Here is an 18,146-nt window from a genome sequence, read left to right as displayed (position 1 = left end):
TGCTTGTAAAAGGGGAGTCAATTTGTCATTTTATTGATTTTAAAAGTTGATGATAAAGTTCATGAACATCTGTCTCTTCTGTAATACCATGTACATTCATACGGCCATCTTTGAATAGTGTGAATGCCAAATCCTTGTGTTGGATTAATTTAGCAAATGGTGTGGATTTAATCATATGTCCTGGGAAATCTGATGCATAATCGAAACTGTGGGCAGGCAATCTAAATCTGACTGCATCTCCACACAATGGTTCGATTGTATGATTCAGTTTATCATTTAATATGTCATATTTTTGAAAATGACATACTGGACATTGATCATCCTTTAATTGACGTATATTTAATGATTGATGTTGAATGTTAAATGCATCTAATGTGATTAATTGTTGGGAAAACCCATATCCACTAATATAACGTATAGCTTCAGCCACTTCGTAACTTGCTACAATCGAAACGATAGGTGGCAAGACGCCATTGATAGCACAACTTTCACCAGTTTGAGGTACTTGTTGTAATAAACATTTAAGGCAAGGACCAGTAAAATCAATGCCATAAACGGTGCCTTTGCTACCGACAGCTGCACCATAAATCCAAGGAATATTTAATTTATGGCACACTTCATTAATTAAATAACGTATTTTAAAATGATCCATACCATCTAAAATAATGTCTGGTTGAAAGTCTTTAATGATATCTTCGATATTTGTAGACAACAATTCTTGGTGATAAGCCTTTAATTGTACATGTTGATTAATGTTAAAGACTTTCTGTTTAAGTGCCTCAACTTTAGATGTCATATGTTGTGCATCTTGCTCATCATACAAAGTTTGGCGGTGTAAATTGGATAATTCCACAATATCCATATCAACGACTGCTAGTTGATGCGCGCCCATGCGTGCTAATTGGTCTACCATATGACTGCCTAATGCACCAGCACCAAGTATCATGATTTTGGTTTGCTCTAATTGAGCCTGTCCTGCTTCTCCAAAAGGTTGAAAGCGTGTTTGTCTTTCATAGCGTGACATTATAAGAAGCCTAAACCTTCTGTAGGACTTGATGCTTGTGCTGTATATTTAACAGGAATACGACCAGCTTCATATGACAGTCTACCTGCTTGAATTCCTAATTTCATAGCTTCGGCCATTTTAATAGGATCCTTAGCTGCAGATATAGCCGTATTTAATAGAATAGCATCTGCACCCAATTCCATCGCTTGACAGGCATCTTTGGGTGAACCAATACCGGCATCTACAATGACAGGGACGTTAGCATTTTGAATAATATAACTTAGATTAAGTGGATTATTGATCCCTCTACCTGTACCAATAGGTGACGCTAATGGCATTACCGCATGGACACCTAATGCTTCTAACTTTTTAGCTAACACAAGATCATTAGAGATATAAGGACAGACGATATACCCCTTATCTAATAGCACTTTACAAGCTTCATACGTTTCAAAGGGGTCAGGTAATAATGTTTCATCATCACCAATGACCTCGACTTTAATCATGTCGCATACACCAGCGTGGTTTGCAATTTCTGCAATACGAATGGCTTCTTCAGCGGTTTTGGCACCTGCAGTATTTGGAAATGTAATGAAATCTTTTAAGTTCACATTAGCTAGTGGATTTGGAAGGTTTTTATCGTATAAATTCATACGTCTAACTGCAAATGTTAATACGTTTGTTTCGGCTGCTTTAATTGCTTTGGATTGCGTTTCTTCATCCTCGAATTTGCCTGTACCTAATAATAATCGAGATTTTAATTCTAAATGACCTATTTTTAACATATTATCCGCCTCCTACAAATTCTAATAGTTCTAAACGATCATCTTCTCTGACCATTTGATTGTCAAAATCGTCTTGCTTAATTAAAGATTGATTATGTTCAACTACTACACGTTGAGGGTCTAATTCTAAGGATTCTAATATGCGTGTAATCGAATCTTCATGTTCAAAAGTAAATAAATCTCCGTTAATGATACACTTCATTTTGCTCACTCCTTGATAAACTAAATGCTGAATAGCCTGCTGGTTTAATTCCGGATAATAGCCAATTGGCAATATCTTGACCGATAATAGGGGATAACAGTATACCGTTTCGATAATGACCAGTGATGATAAATAAACCGTCATCAATTTGATCCATGATAGGTAATTCATGTTCTGTGTAAGGTCTTATGCCTGACCATTGTTTAAGAATATGACTATGCGATAGCTCAGGTATACGTTGTTGAGCATGTTTGAGTAGCCATGAAATACCAACCTCACTATTACCGACACTATAATTGTTGAATTCACTTGTCGCTCCAATTAAGTAGCGATGTTTTTCCTTTGGAACGATATAGCAGCCATTTGTCATGAACACAGTATGATTTAATTTAAGTGAGGGTTGTTCAACTAATAATACCTCACCTTTAACACCAATCACTTGTCTTGGTATAGCGTAATCTTTTAATAGCTGAGTAGACCAAGCACCACCTGCCACAATTACTTTTTTAGCATGAATATCGCTTTGATGAGTTGTAACTGTGTAATAACCATTATTGTGATGAATGTGTTGTACTTCTGTTTGATAATAGCGATGCACACCTCGTTGAATCACTGATTGTAATAAAGCTTTAGTATAGTGATTAGCGTTGATTTGGCCATCTTTTGGAATATATATAGCTAAGTCAGTTGGTTCAATATGACCATTTGAAAGGTTAAATAACGCATCATCTGAGAGTAGCTCAACGCTAGGATCTTTGGATCTAAGGAAGTCATATTGTTGAGTTAACCGTTCTACGTCTTTGGTTGAAGATGCCATTTTAATTAATCCAGATTGTTGAAATTCAATGTCGATGCCAGTTTCATGGTAGAGGGCATCACTTAATTCTGGGAATAAAGACCTAGAGGCTACTGCTAATTGAAATAATTCACTATCAGTTGTGAACTCATTTTGAGCGCCTAACATGCCACCAGCTTTATAAGAGGCATGCATACCGGGTATATCTCGGTCTACAATAGCAATATCTAAATGTGATTGGCTTAGTTGTCGAGCTATCGACATACCTATAACACCGGAACCAATAATAAGAACATCATGCATGAGAATGCCACTTCCTTTTTAAAGAGTTAATGTCACTAACAGTAGAGGTCATAAAAAATGAAATTGCACATAGACCATCAAATCCTGTAGGTAATTGTGAAATGGTGGACGGGGAAATTCCGCCTATAGCATAAATAGGCATATCAATCTTGAGTACGTCATGAATCTCTTGATTTGTTCGTGGTGGTTCACCTGGGTGCGACGATGTAGAGAATATATGACCGAAAAAGACATAATCTAATTGATGCGCATGACATTGCTTAACCATTTCAATATTATGCGTTGACATACCGACGATTAACTCAGGATATTGTTGTTTTAATAAAAATGCGCGTTTGTCATTTTCTTTAAAATGAATACACTGCAAATTTAAAGCTTTGAGTAAGTTAAGATTACTGTGAATCATTATTTTATCTTTGGGAAATCCTACTGCAATGAGTCGTGTAATAAATCGTTGTAACGCCAAAGTAGACATAGGCGTTCTAAAGAGTAAGCCATCAATGGCCGGCTCTATAGTCATAAAATGCTTTAAATCCTGTAATGACAGTTCTTTATAATAAGTTATCGCAATAAATATATACATCACCTCAACAAAAAAAACGCTATTTCCACATAGTAGGGAAATAGCGTTAAATTGCTAATGAGTACTTTAAATTCATAGCTATGCCACTTCCCTACGCCAGTACAAACTGGATCAGGTTCTAGGAATTATAAAGTCACATCTTTACTCTCAGCCTTAAACAAAGGCACTTCCAGTGGATTTATATTTAATTGTATGGATGGAATAGCGCTTTCAATTTACATACAGTTTACTATTTTTTAGTGTCGGTATCAAACATGGCAACCATCTATAATTAGCTTTTAATGAAAAATAAGTACATGTAAATAATCAATTTAGATGAAGATGTAAATGAAATTGAATCGCTTATTTAAATAGTGAAAATTAAATGTAAGTATTGTTAATTTTTATTGAATAAATTATGAATAATTTTTTTAATTTTATATTGTAACCGTTTCCATTTCGTGCTATTATAATAAAAATTGTAGCGCTACAAGAATTTAATAGATGTGTGATTAGAAGTTAAACAGTCATCATTTGGAATTTCTGAAACTTAACGACAACACATAGAAATAACATATCATTATGGGAAGTAGGAAAAGAAATGGATAAAAAAAGAAGTAACGTTCGTTGGTTTTTTGCGATTGCATTCTTTCTCATTGGCGTTATAGCCTATATGGATAGATCTAATATCTCATATATTGCAGTACCAATGATGGAAGATTTACATTTAACAAAAACACAATTTGGTTTATTAGCATCATTTTTCTCATTAGGTTATGCGTTAATGCAAGTACCTTCAGGGATGTTAGCAGAGAAATTTGGACCTCGTAAGATGATTACGATTGCTTTAGTATGGTGGAGTGCTTTCACAATTCTCACAGGTATGATTAAGCATCATGGTTTATTATATTTTGTTAGATTTTTATTTGGTGTGGGAGAAGCACCTATGTATCCGTCTAATGCAGTGTTCAATTCTTATTGGTTTGCTAAAAATGAAAAAGGAAGAGCATCAAGTGCGTTATTAGCAGGTTCATATTTTGGTCCTGTATTAGCACCGATTGTCACGATTGCAATTGTTAATGCATTTAATTGGCAAGCTGTCTTTTATATTTTTGGTGCAGTCGGCATTGTGATGGCAGTACTTTGGGCGATTATTGCTAAAGACTTACCTGAACAACACAAAATGGTCAATGAAGCCGAAAAACGATTTATTACTGAACATAGAGACATAGTAGATACTGATAAATCACTACCACCTTGGAAACGTTTCTTAACTCACTTTAGTTTTTATGCGATTGCGATTCAGTACTTTGTAGTACAATTCGTCATTACATTATTCTTAATTTGGTTACCAACATATTTAACAGAACAATACCATGTTGATTTTAAAGATATGTCAATTAGTTCATTACCATGGTTATTAATGTTCTTCTTAATTTTATCTGGTGGCGCGATTTCAGATAAGATTTTAAATACTGGTAAATCTCGTTTCGTCGCGCGTGGCGTCATTGCGATTCTTGGATTTGTAGTCTTTTCAATATCAATCTTTTTTGCAGTACATACTGAAAACTTATATGTCACTATATTCTGGTTATCTCTCGGCTTAGGTGGCGTCGGTATGTCTATGGGTATGAGTTGGGCCGCAGCGACAGACTTAGGTCGTAACTTCTCTGGTACAGTATCAGGTTGGATGAATTTATGGGGGAACATTGGTGCTTTAACAAGTCCATTTTTAGCAGGTGCATTTGTTGAACAACTTGGTTGGAGTATGACGTTCCAATTATTAATTATTCCAGCAATATTAGCGATTATCATGTGGTTCTTCGTTAAACCAGATCAACCATTAGTCATAGATGAACATCAATCAGTTAAATAGTTTGTTGGTTTTAAATCCAAGCAATAAATGAGTAAAAATAAGGTTTCAATACCTTGTGTCAAACTCATTTATTGCTTTTTATATTTTAATAAGTGCATAATTATAGTATAGGAAGGTGTGATTCGAATGATGATAATTAATGCAAAAATAAAAATATCAGAAGAAAAACGTGATGAATATTTAAAACTTATGGAACATTTAGTTTCCGAATCAAGAAAAGAGGAAGGCGTATTATTCTATAGCCATTATGAAGATGTGCAAGATAGAAATATATTTATCGTAGTTGAGAACTATGTAGATGAAGCGGCTATTAAGTCACATAATGAGTCTGAGCACTTACAAATGTTTAAAAATGAGATTGGTAACTTTGTAGTTGAAGCTCCAGTAATTGAAGTGGCTCAGCAAGTTAAATAAATATTTATATCGGTATAAAGGGAATTATTCATCAAAGTAAGAGAGAAATGTTATAATAGTTTTTGTGTTTTGATGAATTGCAAGCAATACATCCGATAAATTAACGCCATAGAGAGCGGAATAAAGCTGATTTCAAAATTGAAATGAGAACCTTTCCGTTCTCTTATTTATGTTCAAATAATAAAAATAGAAAGGAGAGCATGTTTTGAAGAGTTTCTTAAAGACAGTATTTTATTTTAATCGATCTAAGATTGATACGTTTAAAGGGATCAGACAAGGTTTACTAATGATTATACCTGCGTTATTAGGTTATTATTTTGGATTTTTCTCATTTGGTTTACTTATTGCTACTGGTACTTTAGCGCATATTTATGTTTTTAAAGGATCGCCACAATCTATGATTAGAACGGTGGTACTTTGTTCGTTAGCTTTCGCAGTTTGTATGATATTAGGGACATTGACAGCTGCCCAACCACTCATTTTTGGTATTTTACTACTAGTTGTAACGGTGGTGCCATTTTATATATTCACAGCATTAAAAATTACTGGCCCATCATCAACATTCTTCATCGTGACATTTTGTTTACCAATGAACTTACCCATTGCACCTGATCAAGCATTAGTGAGAGGACTTGGTATTCTTATTGGTGGTGCATTTGCAACATTAGTCGTAATCCTAACCGTATATATGAAAAAAGAAAGAACTGAAGACAGTGCCATTAATTCGGACTTTAAAGTAATTCAAGATTTAATGAAAAATTACAATGAGCCAGAAGAATTTAAGAAAGTGGCTACATCTGCAGTATCTGCCTTTAAAGCATCTGACAAATTACTCATCACATCATCTTCTAGTAATGGTAAGTTAAGTACAAGATTTCAAAAGTTACTATTACTACATACGTCAGCACAAGGTATTTACTCAGAATTACTCGAATTAAATGAAAAGGGCACACGCCCATTACCAAATGAACTGATTGAAATGTTAGATTTTATCATTGATAAGATACGTCATCCATCTAGTAACCATCAAACCTGGAAAAAAGAAGTAGATGTAAGTCCAGAATTTGAAAACTTAATCAGTCATATATTAAAAATTGACGAAATTGCTCACGCAGATTCTGAACATTTAGAACATGAGGCAAACATCCGTAAACCTCTATATAGCAAACGTATTATACAAAATTTAACGTTAGATTCACTTGTGTTTAGAAACACATTACGATATACAGTAATCATTGCAGTGGCTATCTTTGTAGCTTTATTCTTTGGATTTGATAAAGCATATTGGATTCCGCTTTCTGCACATACTTTATTATTAGGAACATCAACGATTCACACATTAGAACGAGGTATGGCCAGAAGTTTAGGTACGTTACTGGGTGTAGTAGTACTGTCAGGTATTTTAGCCTTCACGGTACCAGCACCACTAGCAGTGATATTAATGGGCTTCGGTGCGATGATGACAGAAGCATTTGTCGGTGTTAACTATACCTTTGCAGTTATATTTATTACGATACAAGTTATCTTATTGAATGGTTTGGCATCGCAAAACTTATCCATATCCATTGCCTTCCCGCGTATTGTTGACGTGGCTATGGGGGTTGCCATTGCATTACTTGGTTTATTTATACTAGGACAACGTACGGCATCCGCATTATTACCGAACACCATTGCAGATGTTGTGAGACAAGAAGCGAAATTTTTCCATTATTTATTCTCCAGCAATGAATATAAAAATGAGGAACAAGAAAAACATTTAAATCTAATCTTATCAGTAAGATTAAACAATATGACACAAATGTATAACGCAGCAAACGGTGAATTGTTTAGTAATAAATCAGTCATTCAATATTACTACCCAAGTATATTCGCCTTAGAAGAAATTAGTTTTATGTTAAGTAGAGCCTTGAATGATAAAAATCGAACAAGAATTGACGATCAACAAATGGGCGAATACTTAGCTATCTTTGAAAATATTGCTAAGCATTTTGAATTACACTCTCATTTAGAAGTGAAAGATTTAACCGATTTACCACAATATAATTATATTAAGTCAGGCTTAATGAAGATTCAAAATAATAGTCAAAAAGAACGTAAAGATGCAAGTGAAACACTAGCATTTGCTTAAGTTTGCGAATGATTAGTCAGTCTGAGGGTTGTCTAACGTCAGAGTCCGGGGATGGTGATTGAATAGTTGAAAAGAGTGGTAAAGATAACTATCACACGCATTAACTAGGAGATGAAATACAATGCCATGGACTATGGAAGATTATCCTCAAAGCCTAAAGAATTTAGACAAATTAGAACGTAAAAAAGCGATTGATATTGCTAATGCTATGCTAAAAGATGGCTATAAGGAATCAGATGTGATTCCAATAGCTACGCAACAAGCTGAAAAATGGTATAAACAAGCATCTGAAGATGAACTAGAAGAACTTAAAAATAAACATATCACACAACATCAACAAGACAAATCAGCCCAACCGGAAATAAATGAAAAGCCAGTTTATGTATATTTCGAAGATGGTGAGTGGAAAGTAAAAACAGAAGATGCAAAACAAGCATCTGAAACATTTAAGTATAAAAAAGATGCAATAAAACGTGCGCAACACATTGCAGATAACAAAGATACTAAAGTAGTGGAACACCAAAAAGATGAATAATTGACTAATCAGGCTATCTCCATATCAGGGATAGCCTGATTTATTGTTTACGACTAAAGTAGGGAATGCAATTATTTCTTATTCTCATTGAACTTCGATATAATGAAAGTGATAAAAGAGATGGAGGAAATCATATGTATGTAGAGAGAAAACCATCATTATACCTTGAAGACTTGAGATACGAATTTAAAAATAGTTTGAGTGCTATTCAAAATGGTGATGAAGCATTTGATATTTTAGTAGGATTTGTTGAACTCGATCACATTTATTCATCTGCACTTAAAGAAATAAGTACCAAGTTAAGCATTTTAGACGATAATTTCAATCATAGATATAAACATAATCCCATACACCATATGGAACGACGTGTTAAAGAGATGGGGAGTTTAGTTAAGAAACTTAAACGAAAAGGCTTAGACATTAGTGCACAAAGTGCTAGAGATCACATTATGGATATCGCTGGTATTAGGGTGATATGTAATTATATGGACGACATTTATGTTATTGAAGAGATGTTATTAAAACAGGAAGATGTCAAATTAATTAAGCGCAAAGACTATATTGAACATCCTAAAGAAAATGGTTATCGCAGCTTACATATTGTGGTGTCGATTCCAGTATTTTTAGCAGATTCTGTAGAAATTATTCCAGTAGAAATTCAAATTAGAACGATTGGTATGGACATGTGGGCGAGTCTAGAACATAAAATACGTTATAAAAATAATGCCAATACTGAAAAATATAAAGGACTATTAGAACAATGTGCAACAGAGATTACCGATGTAGAAAGTAAAATGCAACAGATTCATACTGAAATATCTAAGGATGATTAACATCACCATTAAAGAAAGATGAATAAAGTAGTAGGTCGCCAATTTACAAAAGAATGACGACTTACTACTTATTTTTATGCAAAAAGGATTTTAATTAAAGTAATATGATAAAATATTTAATATATATAATATGATTTTTAGAATTAGAGGGTTAAGATGAATAAGCAAAATTTTAAAACACAACTATACCAATTAAATAATTATGAAAATGAGCAAAGTGAAGTGATATATGCAGGTAATCCTAATTCCAAAGAGGTTATTGTCTTTATTCATGGCGCATTACTTACATATAAAATTATGACTATGTTTGAACCATACATGAGAGAATACAAACTGATATTTATCAACTGCCCTAGTAGAGGTAAGAGTTCTGAAATTGAAAGAGATAACCACACATTAGATGATTATTCAGAGCGCGTTTATGATGTATTAAGTCAAATAGTGACGGAACAACATTTGTCAGAAATAAAAGTAGTTGGTTACTCTATGGGTGGTATGATTGCTACACGTTTATTGAAATTTAATACGCTACCTATTTCGCATTTGATTTATCTAAACAGTGCTGCAAAAATCACACCAGATGGTAGTATGTTAGCACGATTATTTACCTCAGATAGTAAGCGAGACATTTTAAAAGATGAAATCGATGCAGTGAAGAATTTGCCACAATACATACTCGATAAAACGATATTTGCACAAAAAGAAAATGCGATTGAACTATTCCAATTCGTCGCACCTATTAAGACCATTATCACAGATATTTTATATACGATTAATGCTGATTACCTACCAGATATTGAAGACATAGAAACATTTCCAAAGATACTATTCATGTCCGGTAAAGAGGATCAGATTATTCCATATACAGATTCACAAGCGACATTAGAACAATTCAAAATTTATGGTGGCACAACAAAAGAAATCGTATATGAAGGAATTGGCCATCTTGATTTTCCAAGTGTATTAGAAACAAAGTCAGACCAAGAATTAGGTGTTGTAGATCATATCAAACAATGGATTCAAGAATAATTACGTATGCTATTTGCAAAATGTATTCCCAATTGTCATGAAATCCATTATTGTATTGAAACACCAGCTCAATCTTCATAATTTAGTCCGCCTGTTAAAGCTTCGATTACTTAAATAATCGAGGCTTTTTATGGTTTGAATAAAAGTAAGCGTTTGCAAAAATGTACGTCATGTATTAATATACTTGTATACAAGTATAGAACGACAAATGAAAGTGCGGTGTGAGCTATGACATATGGCTATCCAGAACAATGGAAGCGACATTTAACTACAGGTGAGGCGATAGCTGCAGAAATAAGATTAGGGATTATTAAAGGTGATATTCAAGCAGAAACGCTATTGACTGAAAATCAAATAGCTAAACAATTTAATGTTAGTCGGTCGCCTGTTAGAGATGCATTCAAGTTATTACAAACAGATCAACTCATTCATTTAGAACGAATGGGGGCACAAGTCTTACCTTTTGGTGAACAAGAAAAAAGAGAACTATATGACTTACGTTTAATGTTAGAGTCGTTTGCCTTTTCTAGATTAAGATCTCAAGATACACAACCGATAGCTAAAGAAATGAAAAAGCAACTCGAAATGATGAAAGTAGCAGTACAATTTGAAGATGCTGAATCATTTACGAAACATGACTTTGAATTTCATGAAGCTATGATTTTAGCTTCAAATCACCAATATCTCAGAACATTTTGGAATCATTTGAAACCAGTAATGGAGTCACTCATTCTCCTATCGATGAGACACAGAATGTCGGAAGATCCTAATGATTTTGAACGTATACATCGAAATCACAATGTCTTTGTAGATGCAGTTGAAAATAAAAATGCCGAGACGTTGAGACAAGCCTTTCATTTAAACTTTGATGATGTAGGTAAAGATATAGAAGGATTTTGGTTACGCTAATATTTTAGAAAGGAAGAGATAAGATATGAAATATATGATTGGTGTCGATATTGGTACCACAAGCACCAAATCAGTACTTTATGATGAAAATGGACAATTCATTATGAAACATAACATCGGTTATGAATTACATACACCAAATGTTGATGTGTCTGAAGAGAATCCAGATGAATTATTTGATGCAGTATTGATGACTGTCAAATATGTAATCAGAGAAGCAAATATTGCTAAGGAAGATATTAAATTAATCTCATTTAGTGCCCAAATGCATAGTTTAGTTGCGATGGATGAACAACATCAACGCTTAACAGAGAATATAACTTGGGCAGATAATCGAGCAAGTAAATATGCCGACCAAATTAATCAACAACATGATGGTTTTAATATTTATAGAAGAACAGGAACACCTATCCATCCTATGTCACCATTATCGAAAATATTTTGGATGAAGCATGAACAACCAGATATATTCAATCGTACTGCCATGTTTGCAGATATTAAAACATATATTTTATATCAACTATATGAGACATATGTGATCGATCAATCCATGGCTTCAGCTACTGGTATGTTCAATCTCGAACAACTCGATTGGGATGACGACGTATTAAATTTATTAGGTATCACACGTCAGCAGCTACCAGAATTAGTGCCCACAACACATATTTTAAAAGGGATGAAGAAACGCTACGCTACATTAATGGGTGTCGATGAAAATACCCCAGTAGTTATTGGTGCGAGTGATGGTGTGTTATCTAATCTAGGCGTGAATAGTTATCGTAAAGGTGAAGTCGCCGTTACTATTGGTACATCTGGTGCTATTAGAACCGTCATAGATAAACCAAGAACGGATGATAAAGGTCGTATCTTCTGTTATGTCCTTACAGATGAACACTACGTAATTGGTGGACCAGTTAATAATGGTGGCGTTATCTTAAGATGGCTTCGTGATGAGATATTAGCAAGTGAAGTCGAAACAGCCAAACGTTTAGGTGTTGATCCTTATGACGTATTAACTCAAATCGCCAGTCGTGTTAAACCAGGCGCAGATGGCTTAATCTTCCATCCTTATCTTGCTGGAGAACGTGCACCATTATGGAATGCCGATGCACGTGGGTCATTCTTCGGCTTAACACTATCTCATAAGAAAGAACATATGATACGTGCTGCCTTAGAAGGCGTTTTATACAATCTATACACAGTTTATCTAGCTTTGATAGAAGTGATGAATGAAACACCAAGTACAATCAAAGCAACAGGTGGATTTGCTAAAAGTGAAATTTGGCGCCAAATGATGGCAGATATCTTTGACACACATTTAAGTGTGCCAGAAAGCTATGAAAGTTCATGCCTAGGTGCATGTGTATTAGGTATGAAAGCACTCGGTGAAATTGATGACTTCTCAGTAATTGAACAAATGGTAGGTACGACAAATGAACATCAACCTGATTCAGAAATCGTCGATATTTATCAACAACTTGTAAGTATCTTTATCAATATTAGTCGTTCTTTAACCGACACGTATAGTGAGATTGCCGCATTTCAACGACAGCATATGGTTTGATTTATAACAGTGCGAGACACAGATAGCATTGCATAGTTAAGTTACAACGTCACTTTGCCACTTTCGAATTCGAGCAACTTTGTAAATAAGAACAGACACATTATAGGAAGAAGGGGAATGCCATGTTTACAGAAATTTGGCCGTTAATTAGCGTTGTTTTAGGAATTGTAATCTTATTATGTTTAATTATCTTTTTAAAACTGAATACCTTTATCTCTCTAATCATTACATCAATAGTTACTGCTTTATTACTAGGTATGCCACTAGATAAAATTATGGAAACGATAGAAAAGGGTATGGGTGGTACGCTAGGACATATTGCACTTATCTTTGGGCTAGGAGCGATATTAGGGAAGCTACTTTCTGATGGGGGTGGCGCAACACGCATTGCCGATACATTAATCGCCAAATTTGGCCAAAAACATGTACAGTGGGCGATGCTCGTTGCTGCATTTATCGTCGGTATCGCTTTATTCTTTGAAGTGGGATTAGTGTTATTAATTCCATTAGTATTCACAGTAGCCAAACGTGCGAATGTATCTACACTTAAACTTGGATTACCAATGGTTACAGCATTATCAGTGACACATGGTTTCTTACCGCCACATCCTGGACCAGTGGTTATAGCTAAAGAATTAAAAGCGAATATTGGTCATGTACTCCTTTACGGTATTATTATTTCAATTCCTGTTACTTTAATCGCAGGACCATTATTTAATAAAATCGCACAAAAAATCATTCCATCTGCATATGGTAGAGAGGGAGATATTTCAGCATTAGGTGCTCAAAAGGAATTTACTGAAGAAGAAATGCCAGGGTTTGGGATTAGTATTTTAACAGCGATATTACCAGTCATCTTAATGCTCGTTTCAACATTAGTACAACTTATCACAGGACATGATTCACCTAAAAATGCATTTGAATCAATTATTTATTTAATTGGTAATGCCGGTACAGCTATGTTGATCGCAGTTATCTTTGCCATATTTACAATGGGCATATTAAGACATAGAAAAATGGACCATGTCATGGAATCAGTTACTCAAGCTATTTATCCCATAGGCATGATGTTATTAATCATTGGTGGTGGCGGTACATTCAAGCAAGTCCTTATCGATGGTGGTGTCGGTGATACGATCGCCAAAATGTTCGAAGGTACACACATGTCACCAATTCTACTTGCATGGATTGTTGCTGCAGTACTCAGAATTGCACTAGGTTCTGCAACTGTAGCCGCCATATCTACGACAGGTATTGTGATGCCATTACTGCAAGCTTCAGATGCCAATGTCGCACTTGTTGTGTTGGCAATCGGTGCAGGAAGTGTGATTTTATCTCATGTGAACGATGCAGGATTCTGGATGTTCAAAGAATATTTCGGACTAACAGTTAAAGAAACATTTTTAACATGGTCATTACTAGAAACAATCATTTCAGTATCAGGCATCATCTTTATCTTATTTATTAGTTTATTTGTATAACATTGAGGATGTAACTACCGGCTGGAAACAGTCGGTAGTTTTCTTTACACATTATTGTGTACATACCACTAGCAGTAACTATTACATATATTGTTATGTTGTTTATCAAGCACATTCGAGCGAAAAAATAAACCCGTCTTACTGTGAATAAGACGAGTTTAAAAGCTGTTTGTGTAAAACATATGAATTGAGTTAACGCTCAAAATATGTTGCTTAGTTTTTCCACCTAGTGACTAGTCGAATGGTTGCTAGTTGTATTTTTATACTTCAATAATACTATGCCATTGATTTGATTGCAATAAACAGAGAATGAAATAAAGGATATGATAAGTTTTGGTCAATTAAAATCAAATGTTAAAATAGTGTGATATTCATAATATAGGTATAACTAGGCACAATGTTTATTTAATGATAAGATAAGGTAAATATGATTAAGCTTCATACTTTAATTTAAAGGAGTAGTAGAGACTTTGAAACAAATAAAAAAAGCAATTATTCCAGCAGCTGGTTTGGGGACAAGATTTTTACCAGCAACGAAAGCAATGCCAAAAGAAATGTTACCGATCTTAGATAAACCAACAATTCAATATATTGTTGAAGAAGCATCAAGAGCGGGTATCGAAGATATCATTATCGTTACAGGTAAACATAAACGTGCGATTGAAGATCATTTCGATAACCAAAAAGAATTAGAAATGGTATTACAAGAAAAAGGGAAAAATGACCTATTAGAAAAGGTTCAATACTCAACAGATTTAGCTAACATCTTCTATGTTCGTCAAAAAGAACAAAAAGGTTTAGGTCATGCCATTCATACAGCACGTCAATTCATTGGAAATGAACCATTCGCTGTATTATTAGGTGATGACATTGTGGAATCAGAAACGCCAGCAATTAAACAATTGATGGATGTTTACGATGAAACAGGTAAATCCGTAATTGGTGTTCAAGAAGTAGCTGAAGAAGATACACACCGTTACGGTATTATCGATCCATTAGAAAAATCAGGTTTACGTTATGAAGTTAAGAAATTCGTAGAAAAGCCAAAACAAGGTACAGCACCATCTAATTTAGCGATTATGGGACGCTATGTACTAACACCTGAAATCTTTGATTATCTTGAAACACAAGAAGAAGGTGCAGGTAACGAAATTCAATTAACAGATGCAATTGAACGTATGAATGCCGAAAGCCAAGTATACGCATACGATTTCGAAGGTGATCGTTACGATGTCGGCGAAAAACTAGGCTTCGTTAAAACAACGATTGAATATGCATTAAAAGACGAAGATATGAAAGACGACTTAAAAGCATTTATTAAGCAATTAGACTTATAAAATCAAAAAGCACCAACCATAGCAATCTTATGGTTGGTGCTTTTGCGTTATTTTAAAACTTTAACGAAACTCTGATTAGCAGTGACGTAAAGTCCATCCGATGTTTTTAATCTAGGTGTTAACTTACTCGTAAATTCAATATCTATAATATCTAATTTTGTACCTAATTCTAATGATTTAATAGGATCTTTCTTAAATCCAACATCCTCATATAACTTACACTTTTTAACAATTTCAATCGCTTTAGGTGCATGAGTAATATAGCCTTGGATACTATCAAGATTAATAGGTGCAACGAAATCTTCATTAGCGGTAATATAGTACCCCTCTTTAGCTACCAATCTAGGCGTTCCTTTATCACTCTTGTCCATACTAGTTATTTCTATACATTGTCCCTTACTGATGACAGCTATGTCTTTAGTGAAATTGGCATCTTCATACTTTTTAATCTTTTTTAATACGACAATATGTTGAGGTGTTTCTGTAAGATATTGTTTCATGTTTGTCTAGTCATCTCCGTTTTTAATAAGAATAAAAATCTCATGAAAATATAAGTTGCGTTGGTAAGTTATTCTATTTGAGTAAAGCGCTTTCGAAATAACTTAATATTATTATACGTGAAGAAAGGTATAAAGTCATTATCAATTGAGGATATGTACAATAATGAGTTAACTCATTATTGTAATAATACTAAAAACAACTTCCCTAATTGGAAGGGAAGTTGTGGTATGTTTAATTAAATATTTCTTCATTAATTTGTTGTGCTACATCGTCGAAATGATCAATCGTTAATGACACATATAATTTAATTTTAGGTTCAGTACCAGATGGTCTTAGAGCAATAAAACCTTCTTTGAAATATATTTTAAGCACGTTTGCTTTAGGGAGCGTGATTGGTGTTGTTTCATTTGTTTGGAAATCAACTTTTTCTCCAGTTTCATAATCTTCAATAGCAAGAACGTCTAATCCATTAATTGTACGAGGTGGGTTGTTTCTATAGGATTTCATAATATCATCAATAATAGCTTTACCTTTAGCACCTTCGAAAGTATGTGAGAACAATTGGTCATTATGACGTCCAACTTGTTGATAAATATCTTCTAAATCATCTTTTAACATTCGGCCTTCATTTTTAAGTTCAGATGCATACTTGATGATAAGTGGAACAATTTGAATGGCATCTTTATCTCTAACGAAAGGTCCTGCTAAGAAACCATAACTTTCTTCATAGCCTAATAAATAATTTTGATCTTCAGACATATTTCTGATTGCTTCAGCAATATATTTAAATCCTGTGAGCACTTCTTTATATGCAACACCATGATGACGTGCCACAGATTTAGCTAATTCACTACTAACAATGGATTGAATCATTAATCTATTGTTTAAATGTGATGTTGCTTTGATTTGATAATTTAATAAAAGGGCGCCAATTTGGTTACCATTATAATAATAGATATTGCCTTCTTGATCGCGTTCAGCAATGCCTAATCGGTCTGCATCAGGATCCGTACTAATTAATAAATCTGCATTGACTTGATTTGCAAGCTCGATAGATTGGTCAAATGCTTTGTGATCCTCTGGGTTAGCACTAGCGACAGAACTGAAATTAGGATCTGGTTTACATTGTGCTTCAACTAAATTAAATTGATTAAAGTTTAATTGAGATAATATTTCAGGGACCACAGGTACACTTGTACCGTGTAAACTTGTGAATACCACTTGTAAATCAGATTGTGGTATATCACCAACTAATGATTGAACATCTTTGAAATAAGCTTCTCTTACTTCATCTGGCACAGATAAAATCAATGATTGTTGTTCATTTGATAATTGAGGTAATTCAATAGTTAGTGGATCACCTAAAGCATTGATGTAATCACTTAACACATTAGAAGGCTCTGTAGATAGTTGTGCACCATCTTCGCCATAAACTTTAATACCATTATAGTCTTTAGGATTGTGACTTGCGGTAATCATGACACCAGCATGTGCTTCTAAAAATCTCACTGCATATGATAAGTCAGGTGTTGTACGATACGTATCTGATAAATAAACTTTGATATCGTGACTCGCTAAAATCGTCGCAATGATTTGAGCAAACTCAGGTGATAAATGTCTTGTATCATAGTGAATCACAGCTACAGGTAAGTCATGTTTTGATTGTAAAAATTGCGCTAAACCAAGCGCAACTTTAGAAACTGTGAATCGATTTAAACGGCCTTCACCAAGACCTAATTTACCTCTGATACCTGCTGTACCAAAAGCAAGCGTTGTTTCAAATCCTTCTTGTTGTTCCTCTGAAGATTGTTGATTATAAAAGTCTTTAACTAAACTGTCGTCAATGACATTAATCCAATTATCTTTCATAAATATAAATTCCCCT

General features: G+C 34.2%; 17 protein-coding genes and 1 riboswitch. Of the genes, 10 read left to right on the top strand and 7 right to left on the bottom strand.

Features of this window, described 5'->3' with window-relative positions; all coding sequences use genetic code 11:
* Nucleotides 1-25: 25 nt before the first annotated feature.
* From ACJQQZ_RS08045 to ACJQQZ_RS08025, 5 genes are read right to left on the bottom strand one after another with little or no spacing between them, the layout of a single operon-like run.
* Nucleotides 26-1,024: a HesA/MoeB/ThiF family protein gene (locus tag ACJQQZ_RS08045; RefSeq protein ID WP_124228166.1), complete on the bottom strand. Its 999-nt coding sequence runs from the start codon at nucleotides 1,022-1,024 to the stop codon at nucleotides 26-28.
* Nucleotides 1,024-1,791, bottom strand: a complete 768-nt coding sequence (locus ACJQQZ_RS08040) for a thiazole synthase (protein WP_002450433.1) — start codon at nucleotides 1,789-1,791, stop codon at nucleotides 1,024-1,026. The genes ACJQQZ_RS08045 and ACJQQZ_RS08040 overlap by 1 nt, the downstream gene beginning before the upstream one ends.
* 1 nt (nucleotide 1,792) lies before the next feature.
* Nucleotides 1,793-1,993 carry a sulfur carrier protein ThiS gene (gene thiS / locus ACJQQZ_RS08035; protein WP_002450432.1) on the bottom strand — a complete coding sequence of 67 codons (201 nt, stop codon included), beginning with the start codon at nucleotides 1,991-1,993 and terminating at the stop codon, nucleotides 1,793-1,795.
* Complete coding sequence (gene thiO / locus ACJQQZ_RS08030; protein ID WP_002450431.1) at nucleotides 1,977-3,092, bottom strand: glycine oxidase ThiO; 1,116 nt, start codon at nucleotides 3,090-3,092, stop codon at nucleotides 1,977-1,979. Before thiO ends, thiS begins: the two co-directional genes overlap by 17 nt.
* On the bottom strand, nucleotides 3,085-3,675 hold the full coding sequence (locus tag ACJQQZ_RS08025; RefSeq protein WP_002450430.1) for a thiamine phosphate synthase: 591 nt from the start codon (nucleotides 3,673-3,675) through the stop codon (nucleotides 3,085-3,087). Before ACJQQZ_RS08025 ends, thiO begins: the two co-directional genes overlap by 8 nt.
* Nucleotides 3,676-3,746: 71 nt before the next feature.
* Nucleotides 3,747-3,856: riboswitch (TPP riboswitch) on the bottom strand.
* Between the two features lie 399 nt (nucleotides 3,857-4,255).
* Here ACJQQZ_RS08025 and ACJQQZ_RS08020 point away from each other — a divergent pair.
* The 10 genes from ACJQQZ_RS08020 (at nucleotide 4,256) to galU (ending at nucleotide 15,760) form a co-directional block, all read left to right on the top strand.
* The gene (locus ACJQQZ_RS08020; RefSeq protein WP_002450429.1) at nucleotides 4,256-5,530 is read left to right on the top strand and encodes a pyruvate MFS transporter; all 1,275 of its coding nucleotides are present in this window, start codon (nucleotides 4,256-4,258) and stop codon (nucleotides 5,528-5,530) included.
* 126 nt (nucleotides 5,531-5,656) lie between these two features.
* Nucleotides 5,657-5,944 carry a putative quinol monooxygenase gene (locus tag ACJQQZ_RS08015; protein WP_002450428.1) on the top strand — a complete coding sequence of 96 codons (288 nt, stop codon included), beginning with the start codon at nucleotides 5,657-5,659 and terminating at the stop codon, nucleotides 5,942-5,944.
* Nucleotides 5,945-6,149: 205 nt separating this feature from the next.
* Nucleotides 6,150-8,072: an FUSC family protein gene (locus ACJQQZ_RS08010; RefSeq protein WP_124228167.1), complete on the top strand. Its 1,923-nt coding sequence runs from the start codon at nucleotides 6,150-6,152 to the stop codon at nucleotides 8,070-8,072.
* A 121-nt stretch (nucleotides 8,073-8,193) separates the two neighbouring features.
* A complete protein-coding gene (locus ACJQQZ_RS08005) occupies nucleotides 8,194-8,607 on the top strand; it encodes a DUF2188 domain-containing protein (protein ID WP_124228168.1) in 414 nt (137 codons plus the stop codon).
* 134 nt (nucleotides 8,608-8,741) lie between these two features.
* The gene (locus ACJQQZ_RS08000; RefSeq protein WP_002450425.1) at nucleotides 8,742-9,440 is read left to right on the top strand and encodes a GTP pyrophosphokinase; all 699 of its coding nucleotides are present in this window, start codon (nucleotides 8,742-8,744) and stop codon (nucleotides 9,438-9,440) included.
* Nucleotides 9,441-9,596: 156 nt separating this feature from the next.
* Nucleotides 9,597-10,469 (top strand): alpha/beta fold hydrolase, encoded by an 873-nt coding sequence (locus ACJQQZ_RS07995; RefSeq protein WP_002450424.1) that lies wholly within the window; start codon nucleotides 9,597-9,599, stop codon nucleotides 10,467-10,469.
* A gap of 228 nt (nucleotides 10,470-10,697) precedes the next feature.
* Nucleotides 10,698-11,378: a GntR family transcriptional regulator gene (locus ACJQQZ_RS07990; protein WP_124228169.1), complete on the top strand. Its 681-nt coding sequence runs from the start codon at nucleotides 10,698-10,700 to the stop codon at nucleotides 11,376-11,378.
* A gap of 25 nt (nucleotides 11,379-11,403) precedes the next feature.
* Entirely contained in the window at nucleotides 11,404-12,942 is a 1,539-nt protein-coding gene (gntK, locus tag ACJQQZ_RS07985) for a gluconokinase (protein WP_124228170.1), read from the top strand.
* Nucleotides 12,943-13,064: 122 nt separating this feature from the next.
* Nucleotides 13,065-14,423: a gluconate:H+ symporter gene (locus ACJQQZ_RS07980; protein ID WP_049424485.1), complete on the top strand. Its 1,359-nt coding sequence runs from the start codon at nucleotides 13,065-13,067 to the stop codon at nucleotides 14,421-14,423.
* A gap of 470 nt (nucleotides 14,424-14,893) precedes the next feature.
* Complete coding sequence (gene galU / locus ACJQQZ_RS07975) at nucleotides 14,894-15,760, top strand: UTP--glucose-1-phosphate uridylyltransferase GalU (RefSeq protein ID WP_002450420.1); 867 nt, start codon at nucleotides 14,894-14,896, stop codon at nucleotides 15,758-15,760.
* A gap of 47 nt (nucleotides 15,761-15,807) precedes the next feature.
* Here the strand turns inward: galU and ACJQQZ_RS07970 are convergent, their stop codons facing one another.
* Nucleotides 15,808-16,260: a DUF5776 domain-containing protein gene (locus tag ACJQQZ_RS07970; protein WP_002450419.1), complete on the bottom strand. Its 453-nt coding sequence runs from the start codon at nucleotides 16,258-16,260 to the stop codon at nucleotides 15,808-15,810.
* A gap of 232 nt (nucleotides 16,261-16,492) precedes the next feature.
* Nucleotides 16,493-18,130 (bottom strand): phospho-sugar mutase, encoded by a 1,638-nt coding sequence (locus ACJQQZ_RS07965; protein ID WP_124227984.1) that lies wholly within the window; start codon nucleotides 18,128-18,130, stop codon nucleotides 16,493-16,495.
* Nucleotides 18,131-18,146 lie beyond the last annotated feature (16 nt).

The sequence above is a fragment of the Staphylococcus sp. KUGN1 genome (assembly GCF_045984185.1).
GTDB lineage: Bacteria > Bacillota > Bacilli > Staphylococcales > Staphylococcaceae > Staphylococcus > Staphylococcus warneri_A.
The sequence above is the reverse complement of the archived record's forward strand: the minus strand, read 5'-3'. Positions and strand labels throughout refer to the sequence as shown.

Coding starts and splice junctions, on each gene's coding strand:
- ACJQQZ_RS08045 (WP_124228166.1), bottom strand. CDS start 1,024: ATGTCACGCTATGAAAGACAAACACGCTTTCAACCTTTTGGAGAAGCA.
- ACJQQZ_RS08040 (WP_002450433.1), bottom strand. CDS start 1,791: ATGTTAAAAATAGGTCATTTAGAATTAAAATCTCGATTATTATTAGGT.
- thiS (WP_002450432.1), bottom strand. CDS start 1,993: ATGAAGTGTATCATTAACGGAGATTTATTTACTTTTGAACATGAAGAT.
- thiO (WP_002450431.1), bottom strand. CDS start 3,092: ATGCATGATGTTCTTATTATTGGTTCCGGTGTTATAGGTATGTCGATA.
- ACJQQZ_RS08025 (WP_002450430.1), bottom strand. CDS start 3,675: ATGTATATATTTATTGCGATAACTTATTATAAAGAACTGTCATTACAG.
- ACJQQZ_RS08020 (WP_002450429.1), top strand. CDS start 4,256: ATGGATAAAAAAAGAAGTAACGTTCGTTGGTTTTTTGCGATTGCATTC.
- ACJQQZ_RS08015 (WP_002450428.1), top strand. CDS start 5,657: ATGATGATAATTAATGCAAAAATAAAAATATCAGAAGAAAAACGTGAT.
- ACJQQZ_RS08005 (WP_124228168.1), top strand. CDS start 8,194: ATGCCATGGACTATGGAAGATTATCCTCAAAGCCTAAAGAATTTAGAC.
- ACJQQZ_RS08000 (WP_002450425.1), top strand. CDS start 8,742: ATGTATGTAGAGAGAAAACCATCATTATACCTTGAAGACTTGAGATAC.
- ACJQQZ_RS07995 (WP_002450424.1), top strand. CDS start 9,597: ATGAATAAGCAAAATTTTAAAACACAACTATACCAATTAAATAATTAT.
- ACJQQZ_RS07990 (WP_124228169.1), top strand. CDS start 10,698: ATGACATATGGCTATCCAGAACAATGGAAGCGACATTTAACTACAGGT.
- gntK (WP_124228170.1), top strand. CDS start 11,404: ATGAAATATATGATTGGTGTCGATATTGGTACCACAAGCACCAAATCA.
- ACJQQZ_RS07980 (WP_049424485.1), top strand. CDS start 13,065: ATGTTTACAGAAATTTGGCCGTTAATTAGCGTTGTTTTAGGAATTGTA.
- ACJQQZ_RS07970 (WP_002450419.1), bottom strand. CDS start 16,260: ATGAAACAATATCTTACAGAAACACCTCAACATATTGTCGTATTAAAA.
- ACJQQZ_RS07965 (WP_124227984.1), bottom strand. CDS start 18,130: ATGAAAGATAATTGGATTAATGTCATTGACGACAGTTTAGTTAAAGAC.